Here is a 25,291-nt window from a genome sequence, read left to right as displayed (position 1 = left end):
TCCAATGACTTGAGCGTTTACCCTAGCTTTATCTTCTGTTTCTTCACCTAGCCTTCTAAACCATTTAATTGACGAATGATGTCCAAAAAAATGTCCCGACCAATCGGAATCAATGAATCGGGGAAATCATAATCTGGGTTGTGTAATTGTGGACTAGTTTGACCTGCGCCCAAGGCAAACATGGCACCTTCTTTCGCGGTTGCAGTGAACTGCCCAAAGTCTTCAGACCAGCGCATTGGCTCATCCAATAATAAATAAGGTGTTTTCATGGTTTCACAGGCATTCACAACAAGATCACAGCCTATTTGAGAGTTTACACTGGCTTGAAATACGTCATCGTATTCAAACGAAATGCTCAGCCCTTCTTGCTCAGCCAACCGTCGCGAAAACGCCTCAGCCTGCTCTATTAAAGTGTGCATACCTTCATTACTTTCACTGCGCAACGTCACCATCACCACGGCGTCACCCGGCGCTGTACCAAAAGCGACCTCACCCAATTTGGCGTGAATCACCGTCACCCAATGCCGCCCTTCTATTCCTTGACCCACGATTTTAGAAGGCAATGCATTCAATTCTTGAATAATATTACACATAACATTGGCTGGACTTATCCCATTTTCAGGGTGCGCCGCATGAGACGTTTTGCCTTTTAAATGGATGATCATGCCTCTCGAAGCACAATTAAAAGTCCCTGCTCGTACAGCCACCTTACCTAGCTCTAACCCAGGATAGTTATGCAACGCAAAAGCATAATCCGGTTTGAGGGTAGCAAAACATACATCGTTCACCACTTGAATCGCGCCCATCCCCGTTTCTTCGGCTGGCTGAAAACACAGCACGACACGACCCTTCTGTGGCCGAGATTTTGCCAATTCCGCACCCAGCGCCGTCACAATACTCATGTGCCCATCGTGACCACATTTATGAGAAACGCCTTTTACTTGCGAACGATGCGAAAAGGTATTGGTTTCTTCGATTGGCAACGCGTCTAATTCGCTGCGAATCAAAGTCGTTGGACCACTGTCGGTTCCATTAAATACAAAGGCAAGCCCAGTACCACCAAGGTCTGTGACGATTTCATCCGGTGAAAAACACTTAAACTCATTGAGTATTCGAACCGCTGTTGCTTCTTCTTGATTAGAAAGTTCTGGGTTCTGGTGAAGTGTTTTACGTAATGTTATTAACTGTTCTAGAGATTGCATGCTTGGGCCTGTTTTTGAGATTAGTCTTAAAGAGTTAGAATCTGGCTCAAACTTCAATTTATTGCGCAAACTCGACCATTAGGTTAAGCGCTTCTTTTAAATCTTCTAGCTCTTGACCAGAAGGCACAGCTTGTTTCGCGCATTCGTTTACCGCCATGGCATGATTCATAAATATTTCATTTTGAGGGTAGGTAAGGTCGTATCGTTTAGCGACTGTTTTCTTATACGCATCAACCTGTTCTTGCATTGCCTTCGCTTTAGATTGATCGCCGCCGTTGAACTGTAATAGTCCAGGAGTCACAATTTCACGTTGAATATATTGATTATAACCTTCTAGTCCATTACGAACTTTTTTTACTGCACCTTTGTCATATTTAGAACCCGTTTCATCTAGTTTCTTATCGATATGTTCGATGAGGCCTTGGCACGTTTGCATTTCGTTTATCAACGCCGCCATCGATAATTGAGGGATCAAAAATAATAGCGCCATTATGGTTATTTTCTTCAACGTCATACTCCATTTAAAGGGTTAAAGTATCTTATATTGATTTAGACAGTCATCTGGTCAATCAAAATAGTAGAACACAAATTACGATAAGCCAAATGGCAAGGGAAGATGCGAATAAGCCTACTAAGCCTCAGTCTTTCAGAGAAATCGCCTAATAAGGCGTGACGATGAAGGAGTGTAGATACCTTTCACAGAGTCACAACGAAATGTGACGTTTTCCCTGAAAGACCCGAAGGGTATGACCTAAAAGCCTGAATTCTTTGTTGAGCACCTCGAAAATAGGCCAACTATTCACATTCGGTACTCGCCTCGAATAACAGGCTTTTATCCACATACTGAGGCAAGAGGACTTGTTCGCACCTTTCCTAGGTTCCACTTTCTTTAAGAATTATGATTTGGAGATTATTAGAAGCGAGATTAGCTCAATACCAAAATAAAAAAGCCTAGTAAATTTATAACTAGGCTAATTAAAACATTTTTATTTAAGAGAAAATGAACAGATCTACTTGCAAGCCGTCGTATTGAACATACTGACACTTTCATCACGACCTACTAATAATACGTTCACATTAGGCTCTTTAACCAAGCTCTCAACCAAAACAACGTCCTTAGGTACATGAAAAAGAAATACAGGTATATAGGATAATAAGTTTTTATTGTTTTTTGCAAAAATAGGATCCGAGTAATTACCATAACGCATTGCTAAAGCACTAACATCATAAAAGTAATAAGCTACTTTAAATATATTTACTGAAAGGCTCGATAAAAAATGGCTTTCAGGTAATGGCTGCACTGCTAAGATAGTATGGAACCCAGCTTGCGTATACCTAGACAGGTGATTTGGATTAGAACCTTCAATATATAAGTAATTAATGTTTCTTGCTTTCTTAGCGACAATTTTTAAACGATTAATTGCTGCCTGAGTATCAGTATCAGATAATCTGTCTAAGTTTTTATAATCCAACCAAAAGTAAGTATGCTCAGGAACACTTTCGAACAATTTCTCTAAAGTCAGCAGCTTACCTTCTTTAAGTGAGTAAATGAGGTTACCTGATTCATCTTGTTTAGGTTTACCATGAGAAACAATAAAACTATCAGACTTAACATCATAAAAAAAATCAACTTCACCTCCTTTAGCACCTAAAGCAAAAGCTCGGTTAAAAGCGGTAATGGAATTTTCCTCTTCATGGAAATTATACACTCCACGTGCTGCCCAGATTTTGTCGCAACTCTCATAAGCCGTTATTTCAGCTTTTTTGGCTAATTTCCAATCGACATAATAGACTACTCCATTCCAAGAAAGCCCTATAAAAACCATCAAAAATAAGCTGTAAGTAAGGAACCGTTTGATAATATCAACCTTAATCTAAAAAATAGTATTTAGTATAAAAACTAAACAAATCACTTGGTAAACATAGTAACAGTAAAACCATAACGAATAGAATAAAATTTTTAAAAAAACCAACTGATATGAACCCAAATTTCAGGATGATCTATGCAGTCTTTACCACTGAAATGAGATTTAAATAAAAATTTAATTTTTGACCTGTATCTAAACTATTTCTAATGAAGTCAAACTACTCATAATGGCTCCAAAGCCGAAGCACTTTTATCATTCTTTCAGCGTCTAATACTTGATAAACTAATCGGTGTTGGATATTAATCCTTCGTGAATAAGCGCCAGAAAGATCACCAATGAGTTTTTCAAACGGAGGTGGTTTTTGAAAGGGATCTTGCGCAATAAAATTAAGCAACTCTTGAGCTTTAGATCTCAAACCACTTGATGCTAACTTTTTCGCGTCGTTCTGAGCTTGCTTGGTATAAACCAACGTCCATGTCACCAGTCCAACCCCTCATCACACTCACTAACCGGGGTATCCATACCCTCACGAATAGATTCACGCATTTTCGGCACAGACAATAAAAATAATGTTTCCTGAATCGCAGACCAGTCTTCCTCAGACACCAAAACCGCATTATTACGCTTACCCGAAATCGTAATCGGTTCATGGGAAGCTGCGGTTTCATCAATCAATCGATACAAATTTCCACGGGCTTCTGTTGCTGTAATTCCAGCCATCACACACCTCAGGTTGTTTAACTTATGATCAAATTGTACGTATTAAAGCACGTACGTCAAGACGAACGTTTTTTTGTTTTTATTCAGACCTCAAAATTAGGCCCGTTTCCCTTAAAATAAGCGCTATCGCGAGCTAAATCCCCCCTGATAACCAAGGAAGCTTAGAGCTAACAGACATTTTTGCAGACTTTTCATACATATGGAGAAACGCCGCTTGGTTTGAGTCTCCTCCGAACCTGCTCTATCTGAAGTTGTTGGCCTAAAGACCAACCTGCAAAAACGGTGAATTACGCTTTGCGCATGCCTCCCTACGTGTTTTTTAAATATGTTTTCAGTCAATAAAAAAGCGAGCCTCGGCTCACTTTTGTCGATTCTAAGAGAAGCTAATTTATGATTAACTCAAGGCTCTGGAATGGTGTTCTAGGTGCTCGTCGATAAAGCTGGCGATGAAGAAGTAGCTGTGGTCGTAACCCGGTTGACGACGTAACGTAATCGGATGACCAACTTTTTCACAGGCGGCTTCTAGGGCGTCTGGTTTAAGCTGTTCTACCAAAAAGTTGTCGGCTTCGCCTTGATCGATAAACAAAGGTAAGCGTTCACTTGCCTTCTCGATTAGAAAAGTAGCGTCCCATTCGTTCCAAGTAGCTTTGTCTTCTCCTAAATAACCGGTGAAGGCTTTTTCACCCCAAGGACAATTGGTTGGATTCACGATTGGCGCAAAAGCCGATACAGATTGATATATGCCTGGATTCTTCAGTGCGCAAATCAAGGCGCCGTGACCACCCATAGAATGACCAGAAATAGAACGTTTGTCAGTGACAGGAAAGTTCATCTCGATCAAATGTGGCAACTCTTGTACCACGTAATCGTACATGTGATAGGTGTTCGAATACGGTTCCACTGTCGCATTGACGTAAAACCCCGCCCCAGATCCAAAGTCATAGCTTTCATGTTCGTTCGGATATTCTGTGCCACGCGGGCTGGTATCAGGACATACAATCGCCAAGCCTAATTCCGCTGCTTTGCGAAAGGCGCCGGCTTTTTGCATGAAATTTTCGTCAGTACAGGTCAAACCCGACAACCAGTACAAAACGGGGACGTTTTGTGTTTCTGCTTGTGGCGGCAAATAAATCGCAAACGTCATCTCGCTTTTTACCGACAAGCTTTCATGGCGATAGCGTTTTAGCCAGCCACCGAAGCTTTTAGTACTGGAAAGTAATTCCATCGTTCCACTCCTTAGCGTTGGCTTTCTACTTTCTATAGGGAAGAAAGCCAACGTGATTTTCGATTGATCAGAAGCCGTTACTTTTTATCAAACAGGATAACCGTACGAATACTCTTCCCTTCGTGCATCAAATCAAACGCTTTATTGATGTCTTCAAGCGGCATGGTGTGTGTCACGAATGGGTCGATTTCGATTTTTCCGTTCATGTAGTCTTCTACGTAACCTGGCAATTGGCTGCGGCCTTTAACACCACCAAACGCCGATCCTCTCCAGACTCGACCAGTCACTAGTTGGAATGGTCTCGTTGAGATTTCTTGTCCCGCACCGGCCACGCCAATAACGATGGATTCGCCCCAACCTTTATGACAACACTCAAGCGCCTGACGCATAATTTGCACGTTACCAATACATTCGAACGAGTAATCCACGCCGCCGTCTGTCATATCCACAATGACTTGCTGAATAGGTGCGTCGAATGACTTCGGATTAACGCAATCTGTCGCACCAAATTGTTTCGCCATTTCGAATTTAGATTCATTAATGTCGATGGCAATAATACGGCCAGCGCCAGCCATGCGTGCGCCTTGGATTACCGACAAACCGATGCCACCCAAACCAAATACCGCCACCGTGTCGCCTTTTTCGACTTTAGCCGTGTTCAACACTGCGCCAATCCCCGTGGTGATGCCGCAGCCTAGCAAGCAGACTTTTTCTAACGGTGCATCAACATGAATTTTTGCGAGCGCTATCTCAGGAACCACACTGTATTCGGAAAAAGTAGACGTGCCCATGTAATGAAAAATCGGTTCGCCATTGATGCTAAAACGACTTGTGCCGTCTGGCATCAGGCCTTTCCCTTGAGTTTCGCGAACGGCACTACATAAGTTGGTTTTGCCAGATTTACAGAATTTACACTCACCACATTCTGCGGTGTAAAGAGGAATAACGTGATCGCCAGCTTTTAGTGTCGTGACACCTTCACCAACCGCTTCAACCACACCTGCGCCTTCGTGACCTAGGATCGCAGGAAAAACACCTTCTGGGTCTTCGCCAGACAACGTAAACGCATCAGTATGACAAACACCGGTTGCCACCATACGAACCAAAACTTCACCCGCTTGCGGGTCTTGTACATCAATTTCTTCAATTTTAAGGGGTTGACCTGGGCCCCAAGCAACAGCGGCTTTACATTTCATTGTGTTCTCCAAAGTGTGTTTATAATTAATTTTTCATCTCGATAATGGCACTCAGTGTAGTCGTAAATCATTACGACGATAATGCCCATTTTGGAAAATGATTATTGCCATACAGCAATAATCATTTTTTAATCTCACTTATCTGCGATAAAGTACCAAACATAAAATCAAGCCAAGTGAGTGAAATATGAAAAATTGGGAAGCAATGGAAGCCTTCATCGAAGTGGTTAAACAAGGTAGCTTTTCGGCGGCGGCGATTAAGCTCAGTGTTTCGGCTTCGCACATCAGTCGCTTGATTACTCAATTAGAAGCTGAGCTTGGCACCACGCTATTATTTCGAACCACCCGACGCATTCGTCTAAGCGAAGCAGGTGAGCTGTATTATCAGCATTGTCGCGGTTTACCTGAGGCGCTGAGTAGTGCGGAAGAAGTCATTTCAACGCTGAATCAAGCACCAATTGGATTGTTTAAAATGACCTGTGCCACCACTTTTGGCGAGCGTTATATTGCGCCGCTGATGAACGATTTTTTATTGGATCATCCTAAAATCGAACTGGATTTTCATCTTACCAATCGCGCGGTAGACATCATCGACGAAGGCTATGACCTTGCTATTCGTATGGGTGCGATGAAAGATTCGAGCCATTTATCACGCCGTTTGTGTGATCGTGTTGAATATCTTTGCGCTTCACGCGACTACATCGACCAACACGGTATGCCGCATACGCTTGCAGAACTTAATAAACATCACTGTTTGATTGGTTCGAAGAGTCATTGGTTATTTCAACAAGACGGACAACGCAAAGAAATAAAAATCACCAGCCAATGGCGCAGCAATTCTGGGCCCGCGTTAATAGACGCAGTTCGCAAAGGATTAGGCATCGCCCAGCTGCCGGATTATTACGTAAATGACGACCTGGCCAGTGGTAAACTAATCGCCCTGCTCCCTCAGTATCAATATCCTTATAGTGGCGTTTGGCTGGTTTATCCAAAAGTTCGCCAGCCATCACCAAAATTACAGCGCATCTGTGATTATCTGATTCAGCGTTTTAAAGAGAATCCGGCGTTTGCCAAATAACTGGCTTATGTTTAAATACACACAAATTCATTAAGCACGTCATTACATTAAATAAGTAAATACTATGTTTTCACAAGAAGATCTCGTTCAAGTTGCTCGTCAAACCATGCCGTTTGGTAAATACCAAGGTCGTATTTTGATCGACCTGCCAGAAGCGTATTTACTGTGGTTTGCAAAAGAAGGTTGGCCAAAAGGCAATCTAGGGCAATGGCTACAACTGTCACTTGAAATTAAAATCAACGGTTTAGAAAAGCTGGTTGATCCACTGCGTAGACCAACAGAAAAGAAAAAAGACGAGCCGAAAGTACGTATTCGTTTTGATGACTAATATGACGAGGTAGACTTTCTAGGAAACACATAAAACAGCACACCATGTTCTTCTTTATCAAAGATGAAGCCTGCTCGTTCAGAGACTTTTATTGAGGCAATATTACCGACCTTAATCTCTGCCACTAGCGGATCTTGAAAACGCTCGATGATGGCAGATAACATTTTTTGGGCGATGCCTTTTCCGCGAAAATTTGGCGCCACAGTCCAAGACAGCTCCCAAGCACCGTCGATACGATCCGCTCGGCAGGTACCAACCGATTTAGCGTTCATTTCTGCTATCCATAAGCGCCGTTGCTCAGGTTTATTCAAAGACGCTTCCAGCCACGCTAGGTGCCTATCTAACGATATTTCATCGGTATTATGAGATGCATGTCGTGTTTCAGGGTCATTTCGCCACACCAACAAATCTTCCGCATCTGCCATAGTAACGGGCCGCAAATTCACTTGCTCTGTCATATCGTACCTTCTCTCCTTCCATATTTACCCTTTATTAAAAGCAGTATACTCTTTTGTTTATTACCGCCCATATTTTGAATGTAAAATGACAGTATAAATTAGGGAAAATAAACGAATGGACATCAGAATAGACGATTTATCTGGAGCAGAAATCCAGAAACTATTAACCGAACACCTTGAGGATATGCACACCGCATCACCAGCCGAATGTGTGCATGCTTTAGACTTAACCGAACTCAAAAAACCAAACATTCTCTTCTGGACCGTATGGGAAAACACTCAATTATTGGGTTGTGGCGCGCTGAAAACAATCGACAACCAACACGGCGAAATCAAATCCATGAGAACCACCAGTGCCGCTCGTAATAAAGGCGTGGCTTCTACGTTACTGAGCCATATACTCGATGCTGCTGGCCACAAAGGATTCAAAAAAATCAGCCTAGAAACCGGTCCACAAGATTTCTTTGCCCCCGCCAGAAAGCTCTACAAAAAACATGGTTTTAATGAATGCGGCCCGTTTTCCGACTACAAACTAGATCCGTACAGCGTATTTATGACCAGAGGGCTTTAAAGAAAAAAACTTTAAGAACAAGAAGCTGCTTATTTTTCTACTAGATAATCGCCCCAAACACATTAGATGTATTTGGGGCGATTAGGTAGAGACTGATTAATTAATGCCCATGCTAACTAGCAGACTTTTTCGTAAAGAAAATAAATGGCGTAAGAACGAAAAATAAGACGGTCAGCATCGTAAATAAATCGATGGTTGACATCATTAACCCTTGTGACGTCACTGTCTGATTAAAGTTCATCAGACTTTCTACACTTGGGTTTTCAAGTTGTTGCGACACAATCGGGTTATATTGCGATATATTTTCACTTAATACCGAATGATGAACACTTGAATTACGAGTCCATATCCAAGCGGTTAAAGAAGATGAAAAACTCGCGCCTAGGGTTCGAATGAAGGTAGATAAAGAAGCCCCATCCGCAATCTCAGGACCATTCAGATCCGACATTAAAATCGTCGTCATTGGCATAAAGAATAAGCCAATGCCAATCCCCATAAACAGCTGTATAAGCGCAATGGTTTTAAAGTCCACCTCTAAATTAAATAGAGTTCGCCAATAACAACTTATTCCAATAACCAAAAATGAGCCTGCTGCTAACCAACGCATATCGAGTCGATTACCGAATTTTCCCAATAAGGGCGACATCAATAAAGGCAAGATCCCTAATGGTGCCGCCGCCAATCCTGCCCAAAATGAGGTGTAGCCCATTTGGGTCTGAAGCCATTGCGGAAGAATCAGGTTGATGCTGAAAAAACCTCCAAAACCTAATGTCAGCAATATGGTGCCGATGCAGAAATTTCGGTTTGCAAATAAGCGAAGGTTGATTGCCGGATGGTCGTCAGTTAACTCCCAAATCACCATAAAAATCAGCATAATGGCAGCAAACACAGAGCCTGCAATAATCCAGCTATTAGAAAACCAATCTAAATCATTACCTTTATCCAACACAATCTGCAGAGCACCAACACCCAACGCCATGGTTGCTAATCCGATGATGTCCAATTTCGGTTTGGTTTTCTGCTGAGGTCGATCTTTAAACTGCGCTAAGATAACAACAATTGAGAAAATCCCTACCGGAATGTTGATAAAGAAAATCCATGGCCAACTATAGTTGTAGGTTAACCAGCCTCCAAGTATTGGACCCACAATTGGGCCAACTACGGCCACCATGCCGATCAGCGCAAGCGCCATTCCCCGTTTCGCTCGCGGGAAGATAGACATCAAAAGCACTTGGCTCATCGGAAACAGCGGCGCTGCTGACAACCCTTGTATGGCACGAAAAAAAACCATTTCGGCCATGTTTTGCGCGATACCACATAAAAATGAAGTAATAATAAAGCTTAGCAAGGCCGCAATATAAAGTTGCACTTCACCAAAGCGACGACTTAACCAAGAGGTAATAGGTAAGCCAATCGCAAGACAAACGGTAAAGGAGGTAATAACCCAAGTACCCTGGTTAAAACTCACACCCATATTGCCAGCAATAGTCGGCAATGCAACGTTTGCAATAGTGGTATCCAGCACCTGCATAAACACCCCCAGCGAGATGGCAAAGATACACAGAGCCATATTCGCTGGGCGAAAGTCTTCTTGTTGACTCATAGATCGCCCTTACTACTTATTTGTGGATGCATGGTTAAGCTGGGCATCATTGTCTTTAATAATTTGGCTGATAGTCTGTTGAATATTTTCCATCGGTTGATGATAGGCATTGGTTACAAAGCGCGGTTTTTCTGGGCTTGTTGTTGATAACAATTTGCCAGATGTGTTTGCTGTATCAACCTCAACATTCATAGATAGACCAATGCGCAAAGGATGACTAGCAATGTCCTGTGCATCTAACGTAATACGAACAGGTAAACGCTGAACAATTTTAATCCAGTTACCGGTAGCGTTTTGTGCTGGTAAAACTGAAAATGCACTGCCCGTACCGATACCCAAACTTTCTATCGTTCCATGAAAGACCACTTTGTCTCCATAAAGATCACTTATCAAAGCAACGGGCTGGCCAATGCGCATATCATCCATTTGAGTTTCTTTAAAGTTAGCGTCTACCCACACTTCATCCAGTGGGACAACGGCCATTAAAATAGAGCTAGGTGAAACGCGCTGCCCTAGCTGAACTTGACGGCGCGCCACATACCCAGTCACTGGAGCGACGATATTAGTACGCTGTTTGGTCAGATAGGCCTGTTTAACATTGGTAATCGCGGATCGAACCGTAGGATGAGTTTCTACTGTTGTGCCCGATATCATGGAAGACTGTGATTTCAATTGTTCAACCGCAACGGCAAGTTGAGTTTGAGCGGAATCAACCATGTCTTTCGCATGGCTTAGATCTTCTTGAGACAAACCACCGGCTTTGACCATATTTTTACGACGATCATAATCCCGTTCTGCCTTGTGTAACGCGATTTTATTGGCATCGACCACCGCTTCCGCTTGCGTCACATTATTAAACATGGCTCTTACTTGTCGGACCGCTTGGGCTAACTTCGCCTTGGCATTGTCATACTCAAGGTCTGCGTCGGCCTCATCAAAACGCACTAAGACTTGCCCCTTTTGTACAAAATCACCGCTGTCTACGGTAATTTGCGTAACAGTGCCAACCGTTTCTGGTGTGATAGAGACGATGTTGCCGTTAACGTAAGCATCATCAGTGGTTTGATTACCAACAACATACTCTTCGTAGTACCAGCCAGTTCCCACGGCACCTAATACAACAATACCGAAAAGAATGATTAAGCTCTTCTTACGCTTGCTTTTCTTTGGAGCCACTGTGTTTTCAACGTTGTCTTGCATAATTTTATTCACCATTAATTTTTAGAAACAGAGGTCGACGGGTAATCTTCAAAACCACCACCTAACGCTTCAACAAGTGCGACTTGCTTCTCTTGCCGTTGGTTTTTTAATTGGGTTATTGCTGATTCTGCTTGCAGTAGCTGATTTTCAATAAGTAATACTTCTAACTGGCTTCCCATTCCAGACTGATAACGTTTTTCTGTAATGTGGTAGCTTTTGGTTGCTAGCTGAAAGCTTCGTTGTGCGTCTTGTATTTGCTCATTGATGGATTTGATGGACAAAACATGGTCTGCCACATCACCAAAAGCTTTTACAATTGTTTTATTGTAGTGAGCGACTGCGGCGTCATAAGAAGCCGTTTGATCAATCAAGTCAGCGTTGAGACCTCGCGTAAATAAAGGCAAAGAGATGGCTGGCCCCACACTCCAAGAACGGCTTGGTTCGCCAAACATAGAGTCGCCAAGTACCGTTTTAAACCCCGCTGACGCGCTTAAATTAACATTCGGGTAAAAGCTTGTTTTGGCAACCTCGATATTTTTATTTGACGCTTCAACACGCCATTTTGCAGCCACAATATCTGGACGATGAGCGATTAAATTTGCCGGTAATTGTTCCGGTAGACTGAGTTTAGTACTCATGTGCGCCGTAGGTCGCTCGATGGTCATGGCGAGATCTGGGCCTTCTCCAACTAACGTTGCTAGCGCATTTTTCAATAGTTGAATAGACAGAGTTCGCTTTTTCAGTATTTGTTGTGTGGAGGCTTCGTTACCTTGCGCTGTGTACAAACGATCATCTGATGTTAAGCCATTTGATAACAGCTGCTGAGTGATCGAAACAATACGTTGTGTTCGTTCTAGATCTTCTTTTGCCAAGTCTTCTAAAGCGTAGGCATTAGCAAGCTGTATGTAGGTGCGGATGATGGCTGAAGACAGATTAATCTTCGCAGCTTGATGATCAATCTCAGCGGCTTTTTGAGTATTCACACTGGCGATCCAAGCAGCTTTATTACCTCCCCATAAATCGAAAGAGTAATTCATGCTTAAGCCAAGATTATATACGGTTCCGTATTGACTACCTTGATAGCTGTTGTCTTCCACACGGGACAAACGAGAACGCGTAACGCCTGCATTTGCAGAAACCACAGGATCAAATTTGCTGTCTGCCGCCATCACAAACGCGGATGCTTTTTGTAAATTCGCATTCGCCATTTGAATATCAGGACTGTGTTTTAGCGCCTGCGTTATAAGCTGATTCAGCTGGTTATCGTCAAGAGATAACCACCAAGACTCTCCTGGCCAATTAGTTGAATATAAGTTTTTCGTTTCCAAAGTACTGGCATGGCTGATTAATGAATCATCTGCCATGGTATTGTGCGTTTTAATATTTGATGATGGCGCACAACCATAGAGAAAGCATAACGACATAAAGGTAGTGATTTTTGCCAGCTTTAACATTTTGCATCCTTTTGATTAGACAGATGGCACTCTTCTGGTAGAAAAGAACCAACAATTTTGCTTAAGCAATGTAGTAAATTTTGTTTTTCTTCAGACGTTAAACATTCGGTTAAATTATCAATAGCAGTTTGAGCAAGGGGAATCGCACGAGCTGTTACAATATAACCGTTGTCTGTTAATTCAATCAAAACGGAACGGCGGTCATCAGGATCCGCTATTCGCTGAATTAAGTGTTTTTTCTCCAATCGATCCAACATTCTAGTAATCGCGCCGCTATCAACATTCAAAGACTTACTAAGATCGGAAGAACGCTGATTCTTCAGGTAGTAGAGCTTAAACAGCACTTTAACTTGGCTTGATGTAATCTCTTCCTCAACCAAAAATTGATCAAGAAGGCGATCTTTTATCTGATTGGTTTTACCGAGTAAAAAACCAATGTTAGTAAATAGTAGCTCATGGGCTTCGCGGTTTGGTTGGGTCATGATTGGCCTAGTCAGAGTGATATGAATTTAGCTGCACAGGCAGTAGCTGCCTAGGCAGACAAATTATTCCACTACACTACCCAATCGTCAATATTAAGCGATGGTCTATTTTATAATTAATGAAAAAATGATTATTCTATGCACATTTTCACTGTGCTGAGAGGGAGGGCGTTGGGAGTAATAATAGGCCTAAGGAACATTCTTTTTCTTCTATCAACCTAAGCCAAAAGGAATCTTGTGATATATAATTTTTGGTTATTTGTGCAAAATAGGCAAAGTTAAAAACAAAAAAAGCCAGCGCGAACGCTGGCCTGTTTTCGTTATTTGGTAAGGGAACAACCAAATAAAGAAACCTTATCTGATCTACTCTAGAGGCCGCCGTGGGTTAATTTGGCAGGATCAAGCAAAACAAGTAACTCTTCTCGACTTAAGTCCGTATTTTCTTCTGCTACATCGACAACTGGGCGACCTTCTTTGTAGGCTTTTTTGGCAATTTCAGCGGCTTTTGCATAGCCAATAATCGGATTAAGCGCCGTGACTAAAATTGGGTTACGATGCAATGCTTCGTTTAATTTATCTTCATTAACGCTCAATGTAGCAATAGCGTTATCAGCAAGTAACTGCCCACTGTTGGCTAGCAATTTAATGCTATTCAGTAGATTCTTAGCAATCATCGGCAACATAACGTTCAATTCAAAGTTACCGGATTGACCACCAATAGTAATCGCGGCATCGTTGCCTATCACTTGCGCGGCCACCATAGCGGTTGCTTCTGGAATCACAGGGTTTACTTTACCCGGCATAATAGACGAACCTGGCTGCAACGCCTGTAATGAAATTTCTCCTAGACCAGCCAATGGGCCAGAATTCATCCAACGCAAATCATTGGCGATCTTCATATAAGTGACCGCAACGGCTTTAAGCTGACCAGATAACGCCACCGCAGTATCTTGTGAACCGATGAGCGCAAAAAAGTTTTTACCTTGAGTGAAAGTGACTTTTGTTAAATCAGACAATTCTCTCGCAAAAAGGGCAGCAAATTCTGGGTGTGCATTAATGCCCGTACCGACCGCCGTGCCACCTTGAGCAAGTTGTGTGGTTTTACTTTCTAAATACATGAGGTTGTCGATATTGTCTTGCAGCTGAGCCGCCCACGCATGAAAAGTTTGATCCAGTCGAACCGGCATGGCATCCATCAAATGCGTACGTCCCGTCTTAGTAAACCCCTTTAGCGAATCGCCTTTTTCTATAATCGTTTGCCTTAAATGAACCAGCGCTGGCAGTAAATGACCGGTTAATTCTAACGTTGCACTCACATGTATCGCGCTGGGAATAACATCGTTGCTGCTCTGACCATAGTTCACATGGTCATTAGGATTTACCGGTGCACCGTGATAGACGCTGGCTAATGTCGCAATCACTTCATTGGCATTCATGTTGGAGCTGGTACCAGAGCCAGTCTGAAATACGTCCACAGGGAAATGCCGCATGAAATTGTCATCGTTAAGCAGTTCATTACAGGCATCTTGAATCGCTTTAGCAATTTCCGGTGAGAGGCATTTAAGCGTTTCATTCGCACGCGCAGCAGCGGCTTTGATCAATATAAGGGAGCGGATAAACGCGTCTGGAAGTGCTTCGCCACTAATAGGAAAGTTATTAATCGCACGTTGGGTTTGAGCACCGTAAAGCGCCTCTTCTGGCACGTCTAGTTCACCCATACTGTCTTTTTCAATGCGCATTTTCATTCTTTAATGGTGTCCTTATTGTTCGAAGGAAGAGGTAAAGTAATAACTCAGAACCCGTAGACTATGTTCCATTTTGAAGTAGTTTCTCGCGTCTTGATACGTCACGATTAAACGCTTGAGATTAGACAAAGGTAAATACACTTTATCCAAACAGGTCTGACGCCAATGATGAGCAATATTAGTGTCACAAACCGTATCTAGTAACACATTAAACACACGCTGATGCAACAATACGGCATCGGTGATATCCAAGCGTTCCGCATATTCTTCCGTAAGATTTAAATAATAGTAGAGCAATTCCGGCGAATCTGCACATTGACCTGCTTGAATGGTTTGCTCAAGTACTGAAAATGGTACCAAATAGCGACTCATCGCGCTGCCCTCCAAATAATACAAATGATAACTATTATCAATAATGTGTATGAATGGCAATCCTGTCAAGGTGTTGATAACGATTCTTATTAATTATTACTGTTTTTTACTCTATCCTGATAAGCATCAGTATAAAAAAGCCTCGAATAAAATGAAAAAGCCCCTGCTACATTAAAGTAACAAGGGCTTTCATTTAACCATTCATTCCGTCTATAGGAATTTAATGCTTAATGATGATGACCACCAACGCCATGAGAATGACCATGCGCAATTTCATCATTGGTGCCTTCACGCGCATCGACTATCTGAATATTGAACGTCAAGTCTTTACCTGACAATGGATGATTAAGATCCACTGTCGCATGCTTCAATCCGGCTTTAATAATAGTAACTTGGCGCATGCCTTGGTCCGTTTTCACCATAGCCACCATGCCTGTTTTCCAACGCTTCGCACCCTGCAAGTGTTTAATCGGCATTTGCTGCGTGCGATCTTCATGGCGTTCACCGTAAGCGTCAGCACACGCTACCGTCACTTCAAACTCATCACCCACTGCTTTTCCTTCCATGGCTTTTTCTAAACCTGGAATGACATTACCGTGACCATGAAGGTAGGTCGCAGGATCTTTGCCCGCAGACGTTTCGATAAGCTCTTCGCCGTGACGCAAAGTATAATGAAATTGGACGACTTGGTTGTCTGCAATCGACATGCTGTTTCCTCATTTAAATTCAATAATTAAGCGTGACTGCTCATTTTATGGCGGCATTATAAAGGCTGTGAAGAAACTTACCTAGACCCTTATTCAGTCTCTTTCACTAAAAAATAGACAGCTCTAATGAATCTTCTTTAATAATAATGTTCTTTACTAACGCCGCAGCGGTTTTTTCGAAAGGAGAGTGATTTAACACATAAACGGGGTGCTCATCAAAATACTCAACGAGTGCTTTTTCGAAATCACCATGCAAAGAGCCCAGCGTTGAACGCAGCACTTTGTCATTAAAGCTTGAGCCTTCTACATTAATTTTAGTGATTTTTGGCGCCACTAAATACAATCGATCTTCTTCAATTCGCACACCCGATTCAAACGAAGGACTTACTTTTGTGGTTAACGAAAAGGTCTGACCAAAAGCCGTCAATGTCCCCGTCATATTGCTGATCAAATCCACCAATACTAAGCCACCGTCGCGTTCGGTAAAATCCACATCGGCAGAGTCGATGAGCAAATCAAGATTGAGTGTATTATTGTCTAACGTTAGCTTTATATGGTTTTTTTGAGGCTGAGCGAGCTGCTTCGCTACTTCTTGATTCACTTCTGCTTCACCAACACGGAAACTATTACATCCAGTTAATAGTAACGATGCAACGACCAGAACACCGACGCTAACTATATGGTCTAATCTCATTATTCTCTCCCAGTCACATCGACAGCCATGCTGCGCATTTCAAACCAAAATCGCATAAAATCTTCTGTTACTTTTTGCTCAATATCGACGGCTTCTTCAGTGGGACAAAACAAAGAAACCGTAAAAACGTTAAAGCCCTCTGGGGTCGTAGTGATGCGTACTCGCGGCTCTGGGCCGGAAATCTTAATGTCCAATCGCTTCTCGATTAAGCTGTTATAACGGGTCGCTACCTCATGAAAATGTTCGCTGTATTCTCGAATTCTCTCGAGTATCTGCTCTTTAATAGCAAACAGGTTTACGTCATCGGTATTGCGACAAACAGAAAAGGTATGCGTCACATAACGACGCATATAGTTCAAGTTTTGCACCGTATGAACCAATAAAACACTGTTCGGCACTACTGTAGTACGCCCTGTGTAAGTGTAGCTCCCGCCTTTTAAATCCACTTCAAACAACGTCGTTGAAAGCCAATCACTGTCCGTGACTTCGCCTTCATAATTAGCAATACGGATCCAATCTCCAACCTGATAAGGCCGTGTGCTCGCGCGATAAAATGCACCAACGATACAGGCGATAAATTCTTTTGTTGCGATGACCAACGCCACCATAAAGGCAGCGATCGAAATCGCGATATTTTGTAATTCAGATGACCAAATTAGAATAAAGCCAACAACTAAAAAAAGGTTAAATATGTTATCGACCGTATTGATTCTCTGACGCTTTTTATCGTGTTCAATATTCTGATTCACACGAATCATACGTTTCGTGTAACGACGCACAATATAAAACAGTAAAGCCCAAGAAATGGTTAACGCAATTTCAACATGGTCTGTAATGATAGAAAAATCTAATTGGGATAAATCGAGTTGCATAAAAACCGTTTCCTTCATCAAGAGCGCCACTTTAACAATCATTACTCAGATCAACAAATAAAAGCACTAGACAAGAGGGAAAATAACACTGTATATTTATACAGTATATTATTTCACGAGGTGGATCATGCCTGTAATTATCAAATATGTTGTAGAACGCGATGGAATCGAAAAAATGACGTTTACTTCAAAAACGGAAGCCGATGCGTACGATAAATTGTTGGATACGGCCGAAGCGCTGTATGAAATATTGGATCAAAGCAATCTAGCCGGTGACCATAGTCAAAAGGAAGCACTCTCCATGTACCTAGCGGAGAACAAAGAATCGCTCTTAGACGTTTTAGGTACCAAAAAGAAAGCCCCCCAAAAGTCTAAAAAAACCAACAGTAAAGCAACAAATGCTCAGCTTGACCTGACCGAATCACCGTCTAAAAAAGCCCTAGAAGATCTGGTTATAGAACCGGATGAAGAAGCGGTTTACGACGAAGATGAAAACACCGTCGTATTTGATGATGAAGAGGTAAGCGACTTCGTTGAAAGTGATGCCGCATAATGCGGCATCAAATACCGCTGCCAGCCATTTCTAATGATCGCCGTCGTCATAAGCACAATTAATACTCAGAGCCTTTGCATCAAGGGCTTTTATTTCTCGATCTAAATCCTGACGCTCCAAAAAAATTCTCTCCAACGCGCGCTCTCACGTATACTTTACATCGTACTTCCTCACCCTTTTTTTAATCAGGACTTTTAATGAAGCCTACCGACTCGCCTAAAAACACTGTCGATAAAAACATGCTCGGCGTCTTTCGCTATAGCCGTCGGGCGATCAATTTGGTGTGGCAGACGTCTCCCTCTCTTACCATTGGGCTCACACTCGCCACCTTGATTGCAGGCGTACTACCTGCCGCGATGGCCTACGTCGGACAGTTGATTGTGGACGCTGTATTAGCGGCCATGGAAAGCTACAAGCAAGACCAAGTATTGCACTATGAAACAGCACTTAACTATGTGGTGCTAGAAGGGATATTGGTTCTTATCATTGCCGCGGCACAGCGAGCATTAACGGCGCAGCAAGCCATTCTACAAGGTTTATTAGGTCAAAAAGTTAACTTGATGATCTTAGAAAAAGCCCAAAGCCTAACCCTGTCTCATTTTGAAGACTCTGAGTTTTACGACAAGCTTGTCCGCGCTCGACGCGAAGCATCAAGCCGGCCGCTCGCCTTGGTCAATAAAACTTTTTCGTTACTTCAAAATGCCATTTCTTTATCAAGTTTTGCGGTTTTACTCTGGCATTTTTCGCCATGGGCATTAGCTTTGCTAATCTGTGGCGCGCTGCCCTCTTTTATCGCCGAAGCAAAGTTTTCTGGCGATGCTTTTTTGATGTTCCGCTGGCGCTCGCCCGAAGTCCGACAGCAAAACTATTTAGAAACGTTACTGGCTCGGGAAGACAACATAAAAGAAGTTCGCCTTTATCAGCTGGGAGAGCGTTTTTTACAGCGCTACTCTGAAATTTTCCTCAAACTGTTTAAAGAAAGTAAGCGCCTTATTCTTCGAAGAGAAACCTGGGGCTTTGCTCTTGGTGTCATCAGCACACTGGTATTTTATGGTGCCTACGGCTGGATTGTCAGCGACACTATTATTGGTGCGATCACATTAGGTCAAATGACCATGTATTTACTCTTATTCAAGCAAGGCCAAAGCTCTGTTTCAGCCTCATTGACAGCGATCAGCGGCATGTATGAAGACAACCTTTATTTGTCGAACTTATATGAGTATCTAGAACAGGAAACGCCATCGTCCACCCGTGGTTTATTAATTGGCCCAAAACCAAACGATGGTATTCGCTTTGAAGATGTGTCGTTTCAGTATCCAGGCAGTGAAAAATCCGCGCTATCAAATGTCACGCTGCATATTCGTCCCGGTCACAGTCTCGCTATTGTGGGGGAAAATGGTTCTGGTAAAACCACCTTAATAAAATTACTCACACGCCTTTACAATCCAACACAAGGACGCATTTTATTAGATGGGTTGGATTTACTCGAATGGGATGAAACCGCGCTTCTTAAGCGTGTTGGGGTGATTTTTCAAGATTTTGTACGCTATCAATTTATCGTCGGAGAGAATATAGGGGCTGGCGACAACGACCGCTTCAATGACCAAACTGGTTGGCAGAAAGCCGCCGAGTTAGGCAAAGCCACTGACTTTATTGAAGAACTCGACAATGGCTACCACACTCAGCTTGGCCGATGGTTTAAAGGTGGACAAGAATTATCAGGTGGTCAGTGGCAAAAAATCGCCTTGGCTCGCGCCTTCATGCGAGAAGACGCCGATATTTTAGTATTAGATGAACCAACCGCCGCGATGGACGCTAAAGCTGAGGCTAATATTTTTCAGCATTTTCAAGAACACACTAAGACAAAAATGGCGATTCTGATTTCTCACCGTTTTTCAACCGTTCGGCTCGCTCATGAAATCATCGTCATGGAGCATGGCGAAGTAAAAGAACGAGGCACTCATGACACCTTGCTTGCTCAACAGGGGCAGTACGCACATTTATTTGCCCTACAAGCACAAGGCTATAAATAACGATTAACCTGTTTCGCCATCGCACTTGCGACGGCGAAACAGGCTTTCCAGACTCATAGACAATACACTCAATACAACAACGCCACCGCCTAACACAACCCATAGGGAAGGACGTTCTCCCAAAATAAATGACGCCATGAGAATCGCCGTTGGCGGAATCAAATACAATACAATGGATATTTTACTGACCTCAGCGCGCGACAAAACATACGCCCAAGCCACGTACGCCAACGCACTAGGGAAAACGCCCAACAGCACCACCGCAAAGTTTATTTGAATCTTTGATGACGCCAAAGAGCTCAGCAGGCCCTGAGAAAAAATCATTAGAATAAGCGTCCCTGACCACACTGTATAACACACCATGGTTAAGGTACTGTAGCGCGTCGAATAACGTTTTTGCAAAATGAAATACACACTCCAAGAACACGCTGAAAGAAGAATCAGTAAGCCGTTGAGGCTTATATTACCTACTCCTTTATCACCAACCACCACGATAAACGCGCCCATCATGCCGCCTAAAATACAACACCAGCGCCACACACTCACCGCTTCTTTTAAAACACACCGTGAAATAATCACCGTGAAAATAGGCGTTGATTGAGCCAACACGCTCGCCGCGCCGGCGCTCACACCACGTTGACCAAAGTTTAGTGTAATGTGATGCAAAGCCACGGCAAAAAAACCAAGCAAAAACAGCAAAGGAAGGTCTTGTCGTATGGGAATTTGTACGCCGTGATACATCGCCACGATGGCCATAAAAGCGGAGGCGATTAAAAATCGCAACAACGCCAACTGCCCAGGCGAATACGCCTCTAGACCAATATGAATGCCTATGGGCGAATAAGCCCAACAGAGCACAACAAACAACGCCGCACATGCCAACTTCATCTTTTCGCTCTATATCCAACACATTTAAAAACACCGCTGGTCGCTAAGTATTTAGGGAAGGTTTAGTATTAAGGCAATGCATCGAAACAACAATTGACGAATACTGCATCCAGTATTCACTTGGAATGAATGATGGAACTTGCTCAAATTCGTATGTTCAAAACCGTAGCCAATCTTGGCAGTGTGGTACAAGCATCCGCCGCGTTGCACTGTGTTCCTTCTAACATCACGGCGAGAATCAAGACACTTGAATCAGAACTCAAAGTGTCGCTGTTTTACCGAGAAGGTCGCGGGCTTCGAATTACGCCATCAGGTGAGGTTTTTCTGGCCTACGCCGAGAAGATTTTAGCGCTAACAGAAGAAGCCAAACGGGCCGTTGATCCGTCTTCTGAACCCTCTGGCACGCTTCGAATTGGCGCCATTGAATCCTCGGCTACGAGTCGCTTTCCACCAATTCTCACAAAATTTCACGCACAATTTCCAAACGTAGAACTGCAATTTAAAACCGGCACTTGGCCTCAACTACTAGAAGACATGCATCAGCATCGATTAGACGGAGCGGTTATCGCGGTAGACATTGATCGCCCTTTTCTAAACAGTGCGACCTTTCTACAAGAAGATTTGGTTCTCATTTCCTCAGTGTCATCCCAGCCAATAAAATCCGTGAATGACCTAAATGGAAAAGCCATTTTCATGTGGCCAGAACCCTGTCCATACCGAGCAGCATTAGAAACTTGGCTTAATCAGAACAACGTTATTTCACCCATCACGAGCATTGCGAGTTATGGCACTATTATTGGCTGTGTCAGTGCCGGAAGTGGAGCATCACTCGTTCCGAAAGGCGTATTTGAGCAATATCAACATGGTATGGGATTAGTAGGTTGTGAGTTTACCGCCTTAGAACCCATTGAAAACCGCGTCATTTGGCGTAATGATACGGGCAAATTTCCCGCTTTAGATGCTTTTATCCATATGATCCAGCAGGATAAACAGTCATAAAATGGTCTCAAATTTATAGGAAGCAAATCGCTTTGAACAGACGTCGCTTTATTAAATCCAGCCTACTGCTTGCCATGACAAGTACCTTGCCTAGAGTCATTCTAGCCGCCAATCCTTCTGAGGGATTCGATTACGAACTGATCGTCGCGCCAGCGGATGTCAACATTGTACCGGGCGGCAGCACGCCCGCATTGAGTTTTAATGGCGGTTATCCATCACCCGTCATCCGTGCAAAACAGCATCAACCCGTTCGTATTCGAGTCGTGAATCAATTAAACGAGCCAACCACCATTCATTGGCATGGTATGAGAATCCCAATCGGCATGGACGGTGTGCCTTTTTTAAGTCAGCCACCCATCATGCCCGGCGACACCTTTGATTATGAATTCACACCGCCAGACGCGGGGTCTTTTTGGTATCACCCGCACATGAACAGCGTCGAACAACTTGGTAAAGGCTTGGTTGGCGCGCTGATTGTCGATGAAGCAGAGAAGCCAGACTTCGATGACGATCTCGTGCTTTGCATGAAGAATTGGCACATCAAAGACGATGGCTCTTTTACCGCCCTGACCACACCACAAAATGCTTTTCGTATGGGAACGCCTGGGCGCGTCATGACCATTAACGGTGAAATGCACCCGACCTACGACGTACCCGCTGGCGGTGCCATTCGTGTGCGTTTATTGAACGTCGATAACACCTTGGTGTATGACGTGACGTCAACGGATTCTGATGCTCAAATTATCGCGATTGATGGCAACCCGATTGCTCAACCAAGAACGCTGGGCAATCATCTTATTGCCCCCGGTATGCGCCTTGATCTAGGTGTTATTGCGTCCAGCAAGGTGGGAGAAACGGTCACATTTAATCATAAGAACAAACCTCTCGTAACACTAAGAACGGTAGCAAGTAAGCTTAAAGATCGCCGACTGCCCACCTTGCCACTTAACCCGATTCCTGCGCCAGATTTGGAAAATGCAGAAACGATTAAGTTCGCTTTCGAATGGAACGCCAACATCACGCCGATCCATAAAGATGGCAAGGTAAACTACAATTTTTGGACAATGAACCGCCGTTCATGGGAAGGCATGTCTAAAGGCAACATTCCCGCGCCCCTTGCTAAACTAGAGCTTGGAAAAACCTACATTTTCGAGCTGGCAAATTTGACGCAATACCATCATCCGATCCACATACACGGCCACACCTTTACTGTTTTAAAATCCAATAAAAAAGCCATTACCCCTTTCCACACAGACACCGTTTTACTGGGCCAGAATGAAACCGTTATTGCCGCGTTAGTCGCTGACAACCCAGGCCGATGGATGTATCACTGTCATATTATTGAACACCTTAAAACGGGCTTTATGGGGTATGTTGAAGTCAGCTAAAAGCACCGAATTACGCACAGCCCATGCAAAACACAAGGCGTAAAAAAACCAGATCAATCATCATTGATCTGGCTTTTTAAAATTTGCTTTTTCTGACAAATAAAAACGTTTTTTACAAATCGTCTTCGTTCTCTTCATCTACCACTTCACGCTTTGTACGTTGAGTTGGTGCCGCCAAAATTTCTAGATAAAACGTTGGCCATGCTTGGCTTTCAGCGAAGCTGATTTTGTCATTAATTTCGGCTACGTGAATAACTTCTGCTTGTTCTGCTGTTTGGCCAAATTTGCAGTCAAATCCCCAAAAATCAGCGTATTCAGGCAGAGCCTTATTACGCTCTCTTTTCAGATATTTTTTAATGTCGCTTTTAGTCGCTTCGATTAATCGAGGGTAAGCAATTTTTGGATGAGATAGCTCAAATGTTTTTTTCATTAGGGTCCTAAAAGATTAATAATCAGGAAGTGGCGTAACACGTTCCAATTGGCGAGCATAATAACGGATCAAGCCGCTTGCAGCTATGAATAAGTCGTCCAATCACCAACCTCGACGACTTACCCACTCCTAATCTACTATTCCTTTACGACTCTTCTACGTACGCTCTTAACAAACGGTGGATAAACGTCAATTTTTCGCGAACCGCAGGGACCAAGATAAAAGGGTATAGGTCCGGTTGCCCCATGCCACGGTTTAGGTTATTAACCGCAAAGGTTAAGGGTAAATACTGCGCCAAAATATCATCGAAATTATCGTGCCTATACGGGTCAATATTCACCATTACCGCCAAATTTTCTCGATTAGAACCATGCGGTTGCAGACTCAATCCAAGGTCACTGGCGGTTTCCAATGTATCGGCAATATGCAGGTAATGCGCCCATGTTTCAGCCCAATCTTCCCAAGGGTGAGAAGACGCATAAACACTGATAAACGATTCTTGCCACTCTGCATTAGGCGCCTTGTAATGCGCTTCTAACGCATCAGCATAGCTTTCTCTGTCGTCACCAAAAAGCTCGCGGAAATCGGCTAAAACCTGCTCATCGTCAAAAACTAACGGATCCCAATAATAATGTCCAATCTCATGACGAAAGTGTCCAATTACCGTGCGATAAGACTCATTCATGTCTTCGCGCATCTGCTCACGATCTACGGAATTTCCTTCAGCGGCATTAATGGTTACCTGACCAGAAGCATGGCCGGTCATGGCGCTTACATCTTCTGGAACCACGTTATTTTCAGAAATGAAATCGAATGACAAACCGTCTTCTGGTGCACTTTTCTTACTGACCAAAGGCAAACCGAGACGCAATAAAGAGTACACTAATCTATGTTTAGCAAACTCTAACTGCTGCCATGCTTGGCGCTCTTCTATTTTTTCCAAGTTCGGAATATGACGGTTCAATTCACACGCCATACAGAAAGTACTGCCACCCTCTTCTACCATCCAATTACACACTTGGTGCTGATGGTTTTCACAGTAATACAAACGTTTAGCTGGCACAGATTTATCTGCCATAGCATACCAAGTATTGTCGACCGACTTTAATGCACTGATCACCATTTGATCTGGTAAAAAACCCAAAGACGACGAGCATTGCTCGCAGCGTGTGTTCTCAAACAACACAGTCTGACCACACTGCTGGCAACTGAAAATCTTCATAAA

General features: G+C 43.2%; 27 protein-coding genes. 7 read left to right on the top strand and 20 right to left on the bottom strand.

The features are described 5' to 3' along the window. Positions 1–47: 47 nt before the first annotated feature. The 7 genes from MP3633_RS02795 to MP3633_RS02765 all read right to left on the bottom strand — a co-directional run bounded on the left by MP3633_RS02795 (position 48) and on the right by MP3633_RS02765 (position 6,211). Positions 48–1,202, bottom strand: a complete 1,155-nt coding sequence (locus tag MP3633_RS02795) for an amidohydrolase (RefSeq protein WP_176334394.1) — start codon at positions 1,200–1,202, stop codon at positions 48–50. A 58-nt stretch (positions 1,203–1,260) separates the two neighbouring features. Further along, positions 1,261–1,692 (bottom strand): hypothetical protein, encoded by a 432-nt coding sequence (locus MP3633_RS02790; RefSeq protein WP_176334393.1) that lies wholly within the window; start codon positions 1,690–1,692, stop codon positions 1,261–1,263. A gap of 520 nt (positions 1,693–2,212) precedes the next feature. Continuing rightward, positions 2,213–3,031, bottom strand: coding sequence for a hypothetical protein (locus MP3633_RS02785; RefSeq protein WP_176334392.1), 819 nt, complete (start codon positions 3,029–3,031; stop codon positions 2,213–2,215). A 256-nt stretch (positions 3,032–3,287) separates the two neighbouring features. Further along, on the bottom strand, positions 3,288–3,551 hold the full coding sequence (locus MP3633_RS02780; protein ID WP_176334391.1) for a Txe/YoeB family addiction module toxin: 264 nt from the start codon (positions 3,549–3,551) through the stop codon (positions 3,288–3,290). After that, entirely contained in the window at positions 3,548–3,790 is a 243-nt protein-coding gene (locus MP3633_RS02775) for a type II toxin-antitoxin system Phd/YefM family antitoxin (RefSeq protein ID WP_176334390.1), read from the bottom strand. Before MP3633_RS02775 ends, MP3633_RS02780 begins: the two co-directional genes overlap by 4 nt. Positions 3,791–4,184: 394 nt before the next feature. Beyond that, entirely contained in the window at positions 4,185–5,015 is an 831-nt protein-coding gene (gene fghA, locus MP3633_RS02770; protein WP_176334389.1) for an S-formylglutathione hydrolase, read from the bottom strand. Positions 5,016–5,092: 77 nt separating this feature from the next. Continuing rightward, positions 5,093–6,211: an S-(hydroxymethyl)glutathione dehydrogenase/class III alcohol dehydrogenase gene (locus MP3633_RS02765; protein ID WP_176334388.1), complete on the bottom strand. Its 1,119-nt coding sequence runs from the start codon at positions 6,209–6,211 to the stop codon at positions 5,093–5,095. Between the two features lie 187 nt (positions 6,212–6,398). Between MP3633_RS02765 and MP3633_RS02760 the strand changes: the two genes are divergently transcribed. Both MP3633_RS02760 and MP3633_RS02755 read left to right on the top strand, forming a co-directional pair. After that, the gene (locus tag MP3633_RS02760) at positions 6,399–7,289 is read left to right on the top strand and encodes a LysR family transcriptional regulator (protein ID WP_176334387.1); all 891 of its coding nucleotides are present in this window, start codon (positions 6,399–6,401) and stop codon (positions 7,287–7,289) included. 64 nt (positions 7,290–7,353) lie between these two features. Beyond that, positions 7,354–7,617: a DUF3820 family protein gene (locus tag MP3633_RS02755; protein ID WP_176334386.1), complete on the top strand. Its 264-nt coding sequence runs from the start codon at positions 7,354–7,356 to the stop codon at positions 7,615–7,617. Here the strand turns inward: MP3633_RS02755 and MP3633_RS02750 are convergent. Further along, positions 7,614–8,075 (bottom strand): GNAT family N-acetyltransferase, encoded by a 462-nt coding sequence (locus MP3633_RS02750; RefSeq protein WP_176334385.1) that lies wholly within the window; start codon positions 8,073–8,075, stop codon positions 7,614–7,616. The two genes, MP3633_RS02755 and MP3633_RS02750, sit on opposite strands and share 4 nt — an antisense overlap. 115 nt (positions 8,076–8,190) lie before the next feature. On the opposite strand from MP3633_RS02750, the gene MP3633_RS02745 reads away from it, so the two are divergent. Beyond that, positions 8,191–8,646: a GNAT family N-acetyltransferase gene (locus MP3633_RS02745; protein WP_176334384.1), complete on the top strand. Its 456-nt coding sequence runs from the start codon at positions 8,191–8,193 to the stop codon at positions 8,644–8,646. A gap of 112 nt (positions 8,647–8,758) precedes the next feature. Here the strand turns inward: MP3633_RS02745 and MP3633_RS02740 are convergent, their stop codons facing one another. The 9 genes from MP3633_RS02740 to MP3633_RS02700 all read right to left on the bottom strand — a co-directional run bounded on the left by MP3633_RS02740 (position 8,759) and on the right by MP3633_RS02700 (position 17,793). Beyond that, positions 8,759–10,249, bottom strand: a complete 1,491-nt coding sequence (locus MP3633_RS02740) for a DHA2 family efflux MFS transporter permease subunit (protein ID WP_176334383.1) — start codon at positions 10,247–10,249, stop codon at positions 8,759–8,761. Positions 10,250–10,261: 12 nt separating this feature from the next. Continuing rightward, positions 10,262–11,449 (bottom strand): HlyD/EmrA/EmrK family protein, encoded by a 1,188-nt coding sequence (locus tag MP3633_RS02735; RefSeq protein WP_217909043.1) that lies wholly within the window; start codon positions 11,447–11,449, stop codon positions 10,262–10,264. Between the two features lie 14 nt (positions 11,450–11,463). Next, entirely contained in the window at positions 11,464–12,903 is a 1,440-nt protein-coding gene (locus MP3633_RS02730; RefSeq protein WP_176334381.1) for an efflux transporter outer membrane subunit, read from the bottom strand. Beyond that, a complete protein-coding gene (locus MP3633_RS02725) occupies positions 12,897–13,385 on the bottom strand; it encodes a MarR family winged helix-turn-helix transcriptional regulator (RefSeq protein WP_176334380.1) in 489 nt (162 codons plus the stop codon). The genes MP3633_RS02730 and MP3633_RS02725 overlap by 7 nt, the downstream gene beginning before the upstream one ends. A 368-nt stretch (positions 13,386–13,753) precedes the next feature. Next, the gene (locus MP3633_RS02720; protein WP_176334379.1) at positions 13,754–15,130 is read right to left on the bottom strand and encodes a class II fumarate hydratase; all 1,377 of its coding nucleotides are present in this window, start codon (positions 15,128–15,130) and stop codon (positions 13,754–13,756) included. Positions 15,131–15,145: 15 nt separating this feature from the next. Next, positions 15,146–15,502, bottom strand: a complete 357-nt coding sequence (locus MP3633_RS02715) for a hypothetical protein (protein WP_176334378.1) — start codon at positions 15,500–15,502, stop codon at positions 15,146–15,148. Between the two features lie 227 nt (positions 15,503–15,729). Continuing rightward, positions 15,730–16,209 (bottom strand): FKBP-type peptidyl-prolyl cis-trans isomerase, encoded by a 480-nt coding sequence (locus MP3633_RS02710; RefSeq protein WP_176334377.1) that lies wholly within the window; start codon positions 16,207–16,209, stop codon positions 15,730–15,732. A gap of 106 nt (positions 16,210–16,315) precedes the next feature. After that, positions 16,316–16,903, bottom strand: coding sequence for a DUF1439 domain-containing protein (locus MP3633_RS02705; RefSeq protein ID WP_176334376.1), 588 nt, complete (start codon positions 16,901–16,903; stop codon positions 16,316–16,318). Beyond that, the gene (locus MP3633_RS02700; RefSeq protein WP_244959794.1) at positions 16,903–17,793 is read right to left on the bottom strand and encodes a mechanosensitive ion channel family protein; all 891 of its coding nucleotides are present in this window, start codon (positions 17,791–17,793) and stop codon (positions 16,903–16,905) included. The genes MP3633_RS02705 and MP3633_RS02700 overlap by 1 nt, the downstream gene beginning before the upstream one ends. A gap of 109 nt (positions 17,794–17,902) precedes the next feature. On the opposite strand from MP3633_RS02700, the gene MP3633_RS19090 reads away from it, so the two are divergent. Then, a complete protein-coding gene (locus MP3633_RS19090; protein ID WP_176334375.1) occupies positions 17,903–18,328 on the top strand; it encodes a YebG family protein in 426 nt (141 codons plus the stop codon). 197 nt (positions 18,329–18,525) lie between these two features. After that, the gene (locus MP3633_RS02690) at positions 18,526–20,361 is read left to right on the top strand and encodes an ABC transporter ATP-binding protein (protein WP_176334374.1); all 1,836 of its coding nucleotides are present in this window, start codon (positions 18,526–18,528) and stop codon (positions 20,359–20,361) included. A 3-nt stretch (positions 20,362–20,364) separates the two neighbouring features. Here MP3633_RS02690 and MP3633_RS02685 read toward each other — a convergent pair whose 3' ends face one another. After that, on the bottom strand, positions 20,365–21,249 hold the full coding sequence (locus MP3633_RS02685) for a DMT family transporter (RefSeq protein ID WP_176334373.1): 885 nt from the start codon (positions 21,247–21,249) through the stop codon (positions 20,365–20,367). Positions 21,250–21,378: 129 nt separating this feature from the next. Here MP3633_RS02685 and MP3633_RS02680 point away from each other — a divergent pair, with 129 nt between their 5' ends. Beyond that, positions 21,379–22,248 (top strand): LysR family transcriptional regulator, encoded by an 870-nt coding sequence (locus tag MP3633_RS02680; RefSeq protein ID WP_217909042.1) that lies wholly within the window; start codon positions 21,379–21,381, stop codon positions 22,246–22,248. A gap of 32 nt (positions 22,249–22,280) precedes the next feature. After that, positions 22,281–23,636, top strand: coding sequence for a multicopper oxidase family protein (locus MP3633_RS02675; protein ID WP_244959793.1), 1,356 nt, complete (start codon positions 22,281–22,283; stop codon positions 23,634–23,636). Positions 23,637–23,748: 112 nt separating this feature from the next. Here the strand turns inward: MP3633_RS02675 and MP3633_RS02670 are convergent, their stop codons facing one another. Together MP3633_RS02670 and MP3633_RS02665 are read right to left on the bottom strand one after the other, a co-directional pair. Next, a complete protein-coding gene (locus tag MP3633_RS02670) occupies positions 23,749–24,066 on the bottom strand; it encodes a DUF6172 family protein (RefSeq protein WP_176334372.1) in 318 nt (105 codons plus the stop codon). A gap of 145 nt (positions 24,067–24,211) precedes the next feature. Beyond that, positions 24,212–25,288, bottom strand: coding sequence for a zinc-binding metallopeptidase family protein (locus tag MP3633_RS02665; RefSeq protein WP_176334371.1), 1,077 nt, complete (start codon positions 25,286–25,288; stop codon positions 24,212–24,214). Between the last annotated feature and the right edge of the window lie 3 nt (positions 25,289–25,291).

The sequence above is a fragment of the Marinomonas primoryensis genome (assembly GCF_013372285.1).
GTDB classification, from domain to species: domain Bacteria; phylum Pseudomonadota; class Gammaproteobacteria; order Pseudomonadales; family Marinomonadaceae; genus Marinomonas; species Marinomonas primoryensis.
This window is presented reverse-complemented; position numbering and strand designations above follow the sequence as displayed.